This is a genomic window from Silanimonas sp. (genome assembly GCF_027531545.1).
Lineage (GTDB): Bacteria > Pseudomonadota > Gammaproteobacteria > Xanthomonadales > Xanthomonadaceae > Silanimonas.
Window position 1 is genome coordinate 32937 of sequence record NZ_JAPZSC010000025.1, and the last position, 12694, is coordinate 45630.

The window sequence follows — 12694 nt, forward strand, 5'->3', positions numbered from 1 at the left end:
GCCCCCGACGGGGAGCGCGAACACCGGAGTGTAGCCGATGGCCGTGACGGGCCCGGTCGAGGGCCGCCGGCCCCCTCAGCGCTCGGCGTAGGGGTCGGGGATGCCGAGGCGGCCGAGGATGGTGCGCTCGCGGGCTTCCATGGCCTCGGCGTCGGCCTCGGAGTGCTCGTGGTCCATGCCGAGCAGGTGCAGCACGCCATGCACCACGAGGTGGGCATGGTGGTGGGCGAGGGGCTTGTCCTGCCCGAGGGCCTCCAGCGCGACGACCGGCGCGCAGATGACGAGGTCGCCAAGCAGCGGCGAGCGCACGCCCGGCGGCAGCTCGACCGGGAAACTCAGCACGTTGGTCGCGTAGTCCTTGCCGCGGTAGTCGCGGTTCAGCGCGCGGCCCTCGTCGGAATCGACATAGCGCACCGCCAGCTCGATGGCCCGGCGCTGGCCGGCCAGCGCGGCCTCGACCCAGCGGCGGACGCTGGCGGCGGCGGGCAGGCCCTTGCGCGGGAGGGCGTAGCTGACATGGACGGTCGTGGCGGGCATGGCGGCCTCGGAAGTCTTCAGGGCAGGGGCAAGGCGGTCAGATCGGCATCGACGAGGCGCGCACCCAGCGCCTGGCGGACGATCGAGCGGCAGCGGGCGGAGGCGTTCACCAGCACCGCCTCATGGGCGGCGCGCAGCAGGGGCAGGTCGATCGCGGCATCGGAGACGGCGCGGACGTAGGGCGGAGGAAAGCCCTCTTCGGCGAGGGCGCGCAGTTTCGCTTCGCCGGTGCAATGGCGTGCCACGCCGGCGCTGCCCCAACGCGGGCGCAGTCGCGAGGCGACGAGGGTCACGCCGGGATAGACGCCGAGGCGTCGCAGGGCCACCCGCGCCAGCGGCTCGAACGCGCCCGTCGCCACGACCACCCGATGCCCGTCCCGGACATCCGCGCGCACCCACGCGAGCTCGCGTTCGCGGGGACGCATCGGGCGCGTTTCGGCGAAGCGCTCGGCCAGCGCTTCGATGGTGCCGACGTTCCGCCCCAGCGCCCCGAAGAACAGGAACAGCGAAACACCAGCGCGTCGCGTCGCCTCGAAGCGCATCAGCACGAAGCCCAAGGGCGCGAACGGCAGCACCAGCGCACGCCGCCAGCCTTGCAGCAGGTGGTGGATGAAGGCCGCGCCGATGTCGCCTTCGACGAGGGTGCCGTCGAAGTCGTAAACGACGACCTCAGCCGGCGGCATCGGCGTCGCGGCGGTCGTAGGCGCGGACGATCTTGGCCACCAGCGGATGGCGCACCACGTCCTTCGCTTCGAAGAACTGGAAGCTGATGCCCTCCACGCCCTTCAGCACCTCGACCGCGTCGCGCAGGCCGCTCTTCTGGTGCTTGGGCAGGTCGATCTGCGAGAGGTCGCCCGTGATCACCGCGGTCGTGCCGAAGCCGATGCGGGTCAGGAACATCTTCATTTGTTCGACGGTGGTGTTCTGCGCCTCGTCGAGGATCACGAAGGCGTCGTTGAGCGTGCGGCCGCGCATGTAGGCCAGCGGTGCGACCTCGATGACGTTGCGCTCCATCAGCTTGGCCACCTTCTCGGTGCCGAGCATCTCGTACAGCGCGTCGTAGAGCGGGCGCAGGTAGGGATCGACCTTTTGCGAGAGATCACCCGGCAGGAAGCCGAGCTTCTCGCCGGCCTCCACCGCCGGGCGCACCAGCAGGATGCGCTGCACGCGCGAATCGCTGAGCGCTTCGACGGCGCTGGCCACGGCGAGGTAGGTCTTGCCGGTACCGGCCGGGCCGATGCCGAAGTTGATGTCGTGCGTGGCGATCGCGTGCAGGTAGGCCGCCTGGTTGGCACCGCGGCCCCGGATCGTCCCGCGCTTGACCTTGATGGCTACGTCCTGCGGCGCGAAGCCGAGGTCGCGTTCGACGGCCGATTCCTCATCCGCGCCGAGGCGCAGGTGGATGGCTTCCGGCGTCAGCACTTCGGTCTCGGTATCCGCCCAGAGCTGGCGCAGCAGGCGCTCGGCGACGGTGGTGGCTTTCTCCGGCCCCGTCACGCGGAACACGCCGCCGCGGTTGGCCACCTGCACGCCCAGCCGCAGCTCGATCTGCCGCAAGTGCGCGTCGAGCGGACCGGCGAGGTTGGCCAGCCGCTCGCCGTCCTCGGGTTCGAGCGTGAAGTCGCGCGGCGCAGCGGCGTCGGCCATCAGGCGGCCACCGTCTCGCGGGTGACGATGCGGCCGCGCAGCGAGTTGCTCAGCGCCTCGGTGATTTCCACGTCCACGAATTGGCCAACCAAGCGCTGCGGGCCGGCGAAGTTCACGAAGCGCATGTTCTCGGTGCGGCCCGTCACTTCATTCGGATTCTTCTTCGACGGGCCTTCCACCAGCACCGTCTGCACGCTGCCGACCATGGCATGCGAGATCTTCCGTGCGTTGGCGGTGATCGTTTCCTGCAGCCGGGTCAGGCGCGCGCTCTTCACCTCCGAGCTCGTGTCGTCCGGCAGGTTCGCCGCCGGCGTACCAGGGCGCTTGCTGTAAATGAAGGAGAAGCTCTGGTCGAAACCGATGTCCTCGATCAGCTTCATCGTCTGCTCGAAGTCGCGGTCGGTCTCGCCGGGGAAGCCGACGATGAAGTCCGAGCTCAGGCAGATGTCGGGCCGCGCCTCGCGCAGCTTGCGGATCTTGGCCTTGAACTCCAGCACCGTGTGGTTGCGCTTCATCGCGGTGAGCACGCGGTCTGAGCCCGACTGCACCGGCAGGTGCAGGAAGGAGGCCAGCTTCGGCACGTCGCGGTAGGCCTCCACCAGCGAATCGGTGAACTCCATCGGATGCGACGTGGTGAAGCGGATGCGGCCGATGCCCTCGAATTCGGCGATGGCGCGGATCAGGTCGGCGAGGTCGGCGGTGCCGCCGTCGTCCGTCGCGCCGCGGTAGGCGTTGACGTTCTGGCCGAGCAGGGTGACTTCGCGCACGCCCTGGTCGGCGAGCTGGGCCACTTCCACCAGCACGTCCTCGAACGGCCGGCTCACTTCCTCGCCGCGTGTGTAGGGCACCACGCAGAAGGCGCAGTACTTGCTGCAGCCTTCCATGATCGAGACGAAGGCGGTCGGGCCGTCGGCGCGCGGCTCGGGCAGCTTGTCGAACTTCTCGATCTCCGGGAACGAGATGTCCACCTGCGGCTTGCCGGTCTCGCGCTTGGCGTCGATCAGCTCGGGCAGCCGGTGCAGGGTCTGCGGGCCGAACACCACATCCACGAAGGGCGCGCGCTTGATGATCGCCTCGCCTTCCTGCGAGGCCACGCAGCCGCCGACGCCGATCACGAGGTTCGGGTTGTTCTTCTTCAGCTCCTTCCAGCGGCCGAGCTGGGAGAACACCTTTTCCTGCGCCTTCTCGCGGATCGAGCAGGTGTTGACCAGGATGACGTCGGCTTCCGCCTCGTTCTCGGTCAGTTCGAGGCCGTGTTCGGCGGCGAGCACGTCGACCATCTTGGTCGAGTCGTACTCGTTCATCTGGCAGCCGTGGGTCTTGATGAAGAGCTTGCCGGGCATACGGTGGGTACTCCGTTCCGGTGGATGGGGCGCGGATTGTACGCCCGGCCCTGCTGGGGGACACTGCGCGCCATGCGTCCCCGCCGCGTCCTGAAGCCCGCATCGACCGCCGCCCTTGCCGGGTGGGTGGCGCTTGCGCTGGCGATCGCCGGGGGCGGTGCGCCCGAAGCGCAGGCCGGAACGCTCTACCGTTGCGTTGGCCCGGACGGCATCTCCCACTACGGCAGCCGCCGGCAGTCCGGGATGACCTGCACGGTGGCCGCCAACTACCGCCCGGATCCCCGTCCCGCCATCGCGCCCAGACCCACGCCCACGCCGGCGGCTGCTTCGCCGGGCCCAGACGCTCCCGCTCCCGCGGCCAACCCGGCCCGCCGCGTCGAGTTCCTGGCCAGCCCGGGGGCCGCACCGGCGCCCGCGGCCGGAAGCACCCGCGGCGCGCGGGTCACCCGCGGCGCCGTCTACACCTACATGAAGGATGGCGTCACCCATTACACCAACGTGCGCCCGCAGAACGCGGGGGCCTCGGTGCGCACGCTCTTCACCTACGTGGAGACCTGCTACGCCTGCAGCACCCTGCCGGGCGTCGATTTCTCCAACGTCCGCCTGAACACCGCGGCTTACGCGGCCGAGATCCGGGCTGCCGCGGCGCGCTTCGGTGTCGATGAAGCCCTGGTGCGGGCCATCGTCCACGCCGAGTCGGCCTTCAACCCCAATGCCGTCTCGCACAAGGGGGCGCAGGGTCTGATGCAGCTGATCCCCGCCACGGCGGACCGCTTCGACGTGTCCGACCCCTTCGACCCGGCCCAGAACATCGCCGGCGGCGTGCAGTACCTGGCCTGGCTGCTCGACCGCTTCGACGACAACATCACGTTGGCAGCCGCCGGCTACAACGCCGGTGAAGGCAATGTCGACCGCTACGGCGGGGTGCCGCCCTTCGACGAGACCCAGCGCTACGTGGGCCGCGTGGCCACCCTTCACGCCCGCTATCGCGATGCCCTCGGGGCGGCCGGGTCGGTCGCGGTTCCGATGTCGGGTGCAGGCGCCCCCTAGGCCTCGCGCCGTCGTCCGGCGGCGTTGTCGGTCAAATGGGCGTTCGGCTACACTTCGGCCTTGCTGCGAGGGCTCGATCGGGCCCTTCGCATCCTCACGTACAGCGAAGTTCGGAGAGCCGAATGGCCAACGAAGGGGTCAACAACGGGCGTCGTCGGTTCCTGACCGCGACCACCGCCGTGGTCGGTGCCGCAGGCGCCGCCGCCGGCGGTTATGCCTTCCTCAGCACCTGGAAGCCCAGCGCTCGCGCGCAAGGGGCCGGTGCGCCGGTCGAAGTGGACATCAGCAAGCTCGACCTCGAGCCGGGTGCCCGCATGATCGTCCAATGGCGCGGCAAGCCGGTCTGGATCTTCAAGCGCAACGGCGAGCAGTTGAGCGCGCTGCCGACGCTGGACGACCGCCTGGCCGATCCGAAGTCGGACAACGTCGACCAGACCCCGGCTTTCGCCAAGAACGAGACCCGGGCCATCAAGCCCGAGATCGGCGTGCTCGTCGGCATCTGCACCCACCTCGGCTGCTCGCCGCTGTTCGTGCCCGAGCTGCAGCCGCAGGCCTTCGACAGCGAGTGGAAGGGCGGCTTCTACTGCCCCTGCCACAACTCGCGCTTCGACCTCGCCGGCCGCGTCTTCTCGGGCGTCCCGGCCCCGTCGAACCTCGAAGTGCCGCCGTACCATTTCGACAAGGCCAATGCCAACCGCGTCGTGGTCGGCATCGCGCCGGAGGAAGCCGCCTGATGAACGCCAAGATCGAGAGCGCTTTCAACGGCGCGGTGGACTGGTTCAACCAGCGCACCCCTAGCCTGATCCCGTTCTACAAGAAGCACATGTCGGAGTACTACGCTCCGAAGAACTTCAACTTCTGGTACTTCTTTGGTTCGCTGGCGCTGCTGGTGCTGGTCAACCAGATCGTCACCGGCATCTTCCTGACGATGCACTACAAGCCGAGCGCGACGGAAGCCTTCGCCTCGGTCGAGTACATCATGCGCGACGTGGAGTGGGGCTGGCTGGTGCGCTACATGCACAGCACCGGCGCCTCGCTGTTCTTCGTCGTCGTCTACCTGCACATGTTCCGGGCCATGATCTACGGCTCTTACCAGAAGCCGCGCGAGCTGGTCTGGGTGCTCGGCATGTTGATCTTCCTCACGCTGATGGCCGAAGCCTTCCTGGGCTACGTGCTGCCGTGGGGCCAGATGTCGTACTGGGGTGCGCAGGTGATCATCAACCTGTTCTCGGCGATCCCGGTGATCGGCGGCGACCTGACGGAGTTGATCCGCGGTGACTTCCTCGTCTCCGACGCGACGCTGAACCGCTTCTTCGCCCTGCACGTCATCGCCCTGCCGCTGGTCATCCTGCTGCTGGTGGTGCTGCACCTCGGCGCCCTTCACGAGGTCGGCTCGAACAACCCGGACGGCGTCGACATCAAGAAGGTGAAGGACAAGGCCACGGGCAAGCCGCTCGACGGCATCCCCTTCCACCCGTACTACACGGTGAAGGACCTGGTGGGCGCCGGCGTCTTCCTGATCATCGCCAGCTTCATCCTGTTCTTCGCCCCGACCTTCGGCGATCTCTTCCTGGAGTTCGACAACTTCAACGAAGCGAACCCGCTGGTCACCCCGGCGCACATCAAGCCGGTGTGGTACTTCACGCCCTACTACGCGATGCTCCGCGCCATCCCGGACACCCTGGCCGGCGTGATCGTGATGGGCGGCGCCACGACCATCTTCTTCCTCCTGCCGTGGCTGGACCGCAGCAAGGTCCGTTCCTTCCGCTACCGCGGCTGGATCAGCAAGATGATGATCTCGCTCTTCGCGATCTGCTTCGTGACGCTGGGCTGGCTGGGCCTGCAGTCGGGTTCCGAGACGCAGACGATCATCGCGCGCATCTGCACGATCTTCTACTTCGGCTTCTTCTTCACGATGCCGATCTGGACCTCCATCGACAAAACCAAGCCGGTTCCGGAGCGGGTGACCTCGCATGCTTAAGTCGCGCATTTCCGCCCTCTTCGCCGCGGCTGTCCTGCTCGTGGCCCCGGCCTTCGTGTCGGCCGCCGGCGACGTCCACCTCGAGGACGCCCAGATCGACCTGCAGGACAAGGCCTCGCTGCAGCGTGGCGCCGGCCTGTTCATGAACTACTGCGCCGCCTGCCATTCGCTGCAGTACATGCGCTATTCGCGGCTGGCCGAGGACCTCGAGCTGACCCCGGAGCAGGTCGAGCAGTTCCTGATCAAGGGCGACGCCAAGATCGGCGAGGTGATGAAGACCGGCCTCGCCAAAGGCGACGGCCAGGCCTGGTTCGGCAAGGCCCCGCCGGACCTCTCGACCACGGCCCGCGGCAAGATCGGCCAGGAAGACTGGATCTACACCTTCCTGAAGTCCTTCTACGTCGACGAGGCCCGGCCCATGGGCTGGAACAACACCGTGTTGGCCAACGCCAGCATGCCGAACGTGTTGTGGGAGCTGCAGGGCAAGCAGCGCAAGACCGAGGAAGGTTTCGTCATCCAGGAGCACGAGCGCGGCCGTCTCTCGGAGGCCGAGTACGACCGGGCCATCCTCGATATCTCCGCCTTCCTGACCTACGTCGGCGAGCCCGCGCGCCTCCAGCGCGAAAGCCTCGGCGTGTGGGTGATCCTGTTCCTGTCGTTCTTCACGCTGCTCGCCTACCTGCTGAAGCAGGAATACTGGAAGGACGTGCACTGACGTCCCACCCGTCCGGGGCCGCCGCGTGATGGCGCCTCGGCCCGGTGCCGGAGTGAAGGCCGCCCCCCGGGGCGGCCTTTGCGTTTCGGGGAGCGGGGGGGCGCCGCCGGCCGGGCGGGCGGCCCGGGCCCTTGCGGTTCGCCGGCCATTTACGGCACGTTAGGGATTGTTGGGCCGTCGGCGAGGGGTCGAGGGCCGCGTCGAAGGGAAGTGCCGATGGCTGCAAGCCCGCGTTTGCGCAACACCTTGACCCTGTTCTCCGCAAGGGATTGCGTCCTCTGCCACCGCGTCCGACTCGTGCTGGCCGCGAAAGGGGTCAATTACGACCTCGTCCCCGTCGATCCGGCACATCCGCCGGAGGACCTCATCGACCTGAATCCTTACCACTCCGTGCCCACCTTGGTGGAACGCGAGCTGGTGCTGTATTCGGCCTCGGTGGTCACCGAGTACCTCGACGAGCGCTACCCGCACCCGCCGCTGATGCCGATCGACCCGCTGTCGCGGGCCCGGTTGCGCCTGGCGATGCTTCGCCTCGAGCACGAATGGGTGCCGCACGTGCAGGCGGCCCAGCAGGCCGGCAGCAAGGCGCAGGCGGACAACGCCCGCAAGCAGCTGCGCGACCTCGTCCTGGCCGCCCTGCCGCTGTTCAAGGCCTCGAAGTTCTTCCTGAACCCGGAAATGAGCCTCGCCGACTGCGCGATGGCCCCGATCATCTGGCGCCTGCCGTCGCTCGGGATCGTGCTGCCGAAGGAAGCCAAGCCGATCGATGATTACGGCCAGCGCATCTTCCGGAACCCCGGCTTCATCCGGAGCCTCACGCCGGAAGAAAAGGCGCTGCGCGAGATCCCCGCATGACTGAGGGCGGCACGCCGGCGTTGATGACCTCGAATCGCCCCTACCTGCTGCGGGCGATGCACGAGTGGATCGTCGACAACGGCATGACGCCTTACCTACTGGTGGATGCGCAGCACGACGGATTGCAGGTGCCCCCCTCGGCCGTGAAGGACGGCCGCGTGGTGCTGAATGTCGCCGGCCGTGCCGTGGCCCACCTGCAGCTGGGCAACCGCGAGGTGAGCTTCATGGCGCGCTTCGGTGGCGTGAGCCATTCGGTCATCGTGCCGGTGTCGGCGGTACTCGCCGTCTACGCCCAGGAAACCGGCCAGGGCATGGGCCTCCCGCCCGACGAGGGCGAGGTGGCGCCGCCGCAGGACGCGACCGACGGGTCCGGACCTGCGCCCGAGCCGCCGAAGCGCGGTGGCCACCTGCGGATCATCAAGTAGGGCGACGGCCCCTTCGGGCTCAGACGCCGCCGGGCCCCACGTAGACGAGGGGCGGACGGTCCGGGCCGATCAGGCCGACGACACGCTCGCCCAGCAGGCTCACGCGGCCCAGCTGGCGCTCCTGGCCGCTCGCCGAGAACTCGAAGTCGAAGTCGCGCTGCCAGCCTAGGCGGCCTTCATCGTTGCGAGCGAGGCGCTTCCGCACCCGCTGCACGTTCTGGTCGAGCCAGATCACGCCGGCCTGTTGGCAGGCGCGCTGGGCGACGCGGGTGGCGGCATCGGCGGCGCGGCGGTCGGCCCACCAGTTCCAGGCAAGGGCGACGGCGGTGAGGAGGAAGGCGAAGCTGAGCAGGTCCATCCGCGCAATGTGGTGGTGGACCGGCCGCGACGCAAGGCGGACCGGCGGGGGAGGGTGACGAAGCCCTTCCCGCTCGCGCACACTGTCCGCCGCGACCGTGCCTTCACGGTCCCAGCCAATCACGGGGGAGAGGGATGAAGCTGGTTTTTCCTAACGGCGAGCACGCCACGGCCTTGCTGGCGACGGGCGTGAACCGCATCGGCAGTGATCCGGAAGGCGCCGTGGTGATCGGCGGGCCGGGCATCCTGCCCCGGCACCTCGAGATCCACATCACCAGCACCGGCGCCAACCTGCAGCTGCCGGAAGGCGCAGGCGCCGTCACCGTGAACGGCAAGCCGGTGAAGGAGCTGATGGCCCTTCGCACCGGCGACCAGGTGGGTTTCGGCGCGGTGGTGGCGAAGTTCGTCGCCACCGAGCCCACGAAGACCGTGGCCGGCAGCTCGCCGTTGCCGCCTTCGGTGGTCGCGGCGGCACAGGCGATGGCGCTCGACGGGGACAGCGGTGCCACGCGCGTGCGTGCGGCCGCGCCCAAGTTCGTGCTGCGCGGCGTCTCCGGCAACACCTTCGGCAAGATGTACGGCGTCACCGGCCCGATGACCATCGGCCGCTCCGCCGAGTGCGACATCGCGATCCCGGTGGAGGAGATCTCGCGCCGCCATGCGCTGGTGAAGCCGAATGCCTCGGGCCTGCAGGTCGAAGACCTCGGCTCGTCGAACGGCACCTTCATCAACAACAAGCGGGTGCAGGCCGGCCAGTTGAACCCGGGCGACGAACTGCGCCTCGACCAGGTGCGGCTGATCCTCGTGGCGCCGGGCATGGAGATCCAGCAGATGCAGCAGAAGGCCCCGCCGTCGGCGGAAGCCGCATCGCCCGGCGGCAATGCCGGGCTGATGAAGGCGATCGCCGGCGTGGTGATCGTCGCTTCGCTGGCCGTTATCGCCTGGCTGGTGCTGGGGCGCTGAGCCGCAGCGAGAGGTCGACGGCGCGCACGTGCTTCGTGAGCGCCCCGACCGACACATAGTCGACGCCGGTCGCGGCAATGGCCGGCAGCCGTTCGAGCGAAACGCTGCCCGAGACCTCCAGCGGAATGCGGCCGGCGGCGCGACGCACGGCCTCGCGCATCATCGCGTCGTCGAAATCATCGATCAGGATGCGGGTGCAGCCGGTGGCCAGCGCCTGGTCGAGCTCGTCCAGCGATTCGACCTCGACGATCAGCGGCAGCGTGGGATGCAGGGTGCGGGCACGCTCGACGGCCGCCGCGATGGAGCCCGCCGCGGCGATGTGGTTCTCCTTGAGCATCACCGCGTCGAACAGCCCGATGCGGTGGTTCACGCCGCCCCCGGCACGCACCGCGTACTTCTGCGCCAGCCGCAGTCCGGGCAGCGTCTTGCGGGTGTCGAGCACCCGCGTGCGCGTGCCCGCCAGCGCTGCCGCATAGGCCGCCGTGGTGGTGGCGGTCGCGGAGAGGGTCTGCAGGAAGTTCAGCGCGCTGCGTTCCGCGCTGACGATGGCGCGCGATCGGCCCTCGAGGGTGCAGAGCACGGTGCCCGGTTCGACGCGCTGGCCTTCGCCGACGTGCCAGGTGATGCGGATCGCCGGATCGAGCGCGCGGAAACAGGCGTCGAACCAAGGCCCCCCGGCGATGACCGCCGATTCCTTGCAGACGACGTGCGCCGTGGCCGGGACATCCTCGAGCAGCTGCGCCGTGGCGTCACCGTCGCCAAGGTCTTCGGTGAGGGCGACCCGCACCGCGGCCTCGATGGCCTCCGGTGGCGGCAGCGCGAGATCGGCCGCCATCAGCGCGCGGCGAGGCCGTCGACCCCGGCGGTCTGCAGCGCCTCCTCGACCAGCAGCACCGGGATGCCGTCGTCGATGCGGTAGACCTGCTTGCCATCGCGGCTGGCGAGGGCATCGGCGAGGGACCGCGTTTCGGTGCGGCCGTCGCCGCGAAGCAGTTCACCGCGGGTGATCGCGGCGTTCAGCGCGTCGCGCTGGGGGGACTCGAGGCGATGCAGCGGCTGGTGGGAGGCCGGGCACACCAGAAGGTCGAGGAGCTTGCGATCCATGGGCGGCGGGGCGCTGAGGGTTGCGGAAGATGCGTCTAGAATACGGTTTTGCCGGAGAGGCTCGCCATGGCGACGGGTGCAGGTCAGGGGGAAACCGCCGTGAAGGTGGGCATCGTGATGGGCTCGACGTCCGATTGGGACACGATGCAGCACGCCGCCGACCGCCTGACCCGTCTCGGCGTGCCGCACGAGGTGCAGGTGGTGAGCGCGCACCGCACCCCGGATCTCCTGTTCCAGTACGCCGAAACCGCGGCAGCGCGCGGCCTGCGCGCGATCATCGCCGGCGCCGGTGGCGCGGCCCATCTGCCCGGCATGCTCGCCGCGAAGACCGCCGTGCCGGTGCTGGGCGTGCCGGTGCAGAGCAAGGCCCTCAACGGCTTGGATTCCCTGCTGTCGATCGTGCAGATGCCGGCGGGCATTCCCGTCGCCACCTTCGCCATCGGCCAGGCCGGTGCGGCGAACGCCGCGCTGTTCGCTGCGGCGATGCTCGCGCATGACCACGCCGACGTCGCCGCCGCGCTGGAACGCTTCCGCCGCGAGCAGACCGAGGCCGTGCTGGCCAAGCCGGACCCGCGCGCATGACCACGGTCGGCATCCTCGGCGGCGGGCAATTGGCGCGGATGATGGCGCTGGCCGGCGCGCCGCTCGGCCTGCGCTTCCTCGCGATGGACACCAGCGCCGACGCCTGCGCCGGCCAGTTCGTGCCCATGGTGGTCGGCGATTGGCGCGACGAGAAAGCCCTCGCCGAGTTCGCCTCGCGCGTCGACGTGGCGACCTTCGATTTCGAGAACGTCCCGGCTGAAAGTGCGGAGTGGTTGGCCGCGCGCATCCCGGTGTTCCCGGCGCCGCGGGCGTTGCGCATCGCGCAGGACCGCCTCGCCGAAAAGACCCTGTTCAACGAGCTCGGCATCGGCACGCCGGCTTTCGCGGCCGTCGACACGCGCTCCGGGCTCGACGAGGCCGTGGCGCGCATCGGCCTGCCCTGCATCCTGAAGACGCGCCGCCTCGGCTACGACGGCAAGGGCCAGTTCCGCCTGAAGACGCCGGCGGATCTCGAGGCGGCTTGGGCCGCGCTGGGGCCGCAGGCGCCGACAGTGGGACTGATCCTCGAAGCCTTCGTGCCCTTCGAGCGCGAAGTCTCGGTGGTCGCCGTGCGCGGCCGCGACGGCGAATTCCGCGCCTGGCCGTTGACCGAGAACTGGCACCGCGACGGCATCCTCTCGGCCTCGATGGCGCCCTGCGCCGAGGGCGCTGCGCTGGAGCCGCAGGCGGTGGCCTACGCGCGGAAGGTCGCCGAGGCGCTCGACTACGTGGGCGTGTTCGCGCTGGAGTTGTTCGTGCGCGACGGGCAGTTGCTCGCCAACGAGATGGCGCCGCGCGTGCACAACTCCGGCCATTGGACCATCGAAGGCGCCGAGACCTCGCAGTTCGAGAACCATCTGCGCGCCGTGCTGGGCCTGCCGCTGGGCAGCACGGCTGCCGTGGGCCACAGCGTCATGCTGAACTGGATCGGTGCCATGCCGGAGGCCGCGCCGGTGCTGCGCAGCCCTGCCGGGCACTGGCACGACTACGGCAAGACCTCGCGCGACGGCCGCAAGGTCGGCCACGCGACGCTGCGCGCCGATGATCGCGCGACGCTGCGACGCGAACTGGAGAGCGCCGTCGAAGCGCTCTCGCGCCGCGAGGAATTCAGCGGCGCGATCTCCCGCCTCGGCTA

General features: G+C 69.3%; 15 protein-coding genes and 1 pseudogene. 9 read left to right on the forward strand and 7 right to left on the reverse strand.

Annotated elements, in window-relative coordinates; genetic code table 11:
- Window positions 1-75 precede the first annotated feature (75 nt).
- Genes ybeY through miaB form a run of 4 tightly spaced genes read right to left on the reverse strand, consistent with a single transcriptional unit; the run spans window position 76 to window position 3527 of the window.
- Entirely contained in the window at window positions 76-537 is a 462-nt protein-coding gene (gene ybeY, locus O9280_RS13650) for an rRNA maturation RNase YbeY (RefSeq protein ID WP_298343841.1), read from the reverse strand.
- Between the two features lie 17 nt (window positions 538-554).
- Entirely contained in the window at window positions 555-1220 is a 666-nt protein-coding gene (locus tag O9280_RS13655) for a haloacid dehalogenase-like hydrolase (protein ID WP_298343845.1), read from the reverse strand.
- The gene (locus tag O9280_RS13660) at window positions 1207-2184 is read right to left on the reverse strand and encodes a PhoH family protein (protein ID WP_298343848.1); all 978 of its coding nucleotides are present in this window, start codon (window positions 2182-2184) and stop codon (window positions 1207-1209) included. The genes O9280_RS13655 and O9280_RS13660 overlap by 14 nt, the downstream gene beginning before the upstream one ends.
- Window positions 2184-3527, reverse strand: a complete 1344-nt coding sequence (gene miaB / locus O9280_RS13665; protein ID WP_298343850.1) for a tRNA (N6-isopentenyl adenosine(37)-C2)-methylthiotransferase MiaB — start codon at window positions 3525-3527, stop codon at window positions 2184-2186. The genes O9280_RS13660 and miaB overlap by 1 nt, the downstream gene beginning before the upstream one ends.
- 72 nt (window positions 3528-3599) lie before the next feature.
- Between miaB and O9280_RS13670 the strand changes: the two genes are divergently transcribed.
- From O9280_RS13670 to O9280_RS13695, 6 genes are all read left to right on the forward strand, one after another.
- Window positions 3600-4577: a lytic transglycosylase domain-containing protein gene (locus O9280_RS13670; protein WP_298343853.1), complete on the forward strand. Its 978-nt coding sequence runs from the start codon at window positions 3600-3602 to the stop codon at window positions 4575-4577.
- Between the two features lie 122 nt (window positions 4578-4699).
- Window positions 4700-5311 (forward strand): ubiquinol-cytochrome c reductase iron-sulfur subunit, encoded by a 612-nt coding sequence (gene petA / locus O9280_RS13675; protein WP_298343856.1) that lies wholly within the window; start codon window positions 4700-4702, stop codon window positions 5309-5311.
- Complete coding sequence (locus O9280_RS13680) at window positions 5308-6558, forward strand: cytochrome bc complex cytochrome b subunit (RefSeq protein ID WP_298343993.1); 1251 nt, start codon at window positions 5308-5310, stop codon at window positions 6556-6558. Before petA ends, O9280_RS13680 begins: the two co-directional genes overlap by 4 nt.
- Window positions 6551-7273: a cytochrome c1 gene (locus O9280_RS13685; protein ID WP_298343859.1), complete on the forward strand. Its 723-nt coding sequence runs from the start codon at window positions 6551-6553 to the stop codon at window positions 7271-7273. Before O9280_RS13680 ends, O9280_RS13685 begins: the two co-directional genes overlap by 8 nt.
- Before the next feature lie 216 nt (window positions 7274-7489).
- Window positions 7490-8128 (forward strand): glutathione S-transferase N-terminal domain-containing protein, encoded by a 639-nt coding sequence (locus O9280_RS13690; RefSeq protein ID WP_297867100.1) that lies wholly within the window; start codon window positions 7490-7492, stop codon window positions 8126-8128.
- A 23-nt stretch (window positions 8129-8151) separates the two neighbouring features.
- Window positions 8152-8553, forward strand: coding sequence for a ClpXP protease specificity-enhancing factor (locus O9280_RS13695; protein WP_297867129.1), 402 nt, complete (start codon window positions 8152-8154; stop codon window positions 8551-8553).
- 19 nt (window positions 8554-8572) lie between these two features.
- Here the strand turns inward: O9280_RS13695 and O9280_RS13700 are convergent, their stop codons facing one another.
- On the reverse strand, window positions 8573-8911 hold the full coding sequence (locus O9280_RS13700; protein WP_298343863.1) for a DUF3301 domain-containing protein: 339 nt from the start codon (window positions 8909-8911) through the stop codon (window positions 8573-8575).
- Window positions 8912-9045: 134 nt separating this feature from the next.
- On the opposite strand from O9280_RS13700, the gene O9280_RS13705 reads away from it, so the two are divergent.
- Complete coding sequence (locus tag O9280_RS13705) at window positions 9046-9873, forward strand: FHA domain-containing protein (RefSeq protein WP_298343866.1); 828 nt, start codon at window positions 9046-9048, stop codon at window positions 9871-9873.
- Here O9280_RS13705 and nadC read toward each other — a convergent pair.
- Together nadC and O9280_RS13715 are read right to left on the reverse strand one after the other, a co-directional pair.
- Entirely contained in the window at window positions 9845-10708 is an 864-nt protein-coding gene (gene nadC / locus O9280_RS13710) for a carboxylating nicotinate-nucleotide diphosphorylase (protein ID WP_298343869.1), read from the reverse strand. The two genes, O9280_RS13705 and nadC, sit on opposite strands and share 29 nt — an antisense overlap.
- Entirely contained in the window at window positions 10708-10977 is a 270-nt protein-coding gene (locus O9280_RS13715; protein ID WP_298343872.1) for a Trm112 family protein, read from the reverse strand. The genes nadC and O9280_RS13715 overlap by 1 nt, the downstream gene beginning before the upstream one ends.
- Before the next feature lie 66 nt (window positions 10978-11043).
- Here O9280_RS13715 and purE point away from each other — a divergent pair, with 66 nt between their 5' ends.
- Together purE and O9280_RS13725 are read left to right on the forward strand one after the other, a co-directional pair.
- Window positions 11044-11559: a 5-(carboxyamino)imidazole ribonucleotide mutase gene (gene purE, locus O9280_RS13720; RefSeq protein ID WP_298343875.1), complete on the forward strand. Its 516-nt coding sequence runs from the start codon at window positions 11044-11046 to the stop codon at window positions 11557-11559.
- Window positions 11556-12635: pseudogene (locus O9280_RS13725) on the forward strand (5-(carboxyamino)imidazole ribonucleotide synthase); the annotation flags it as partial. The gene purE and the pseudogene O9280_RS13725, both read left to right, overlap by 4 nt.
- Window positions 12636-12694: the final 59 nt, after the last annotated feature.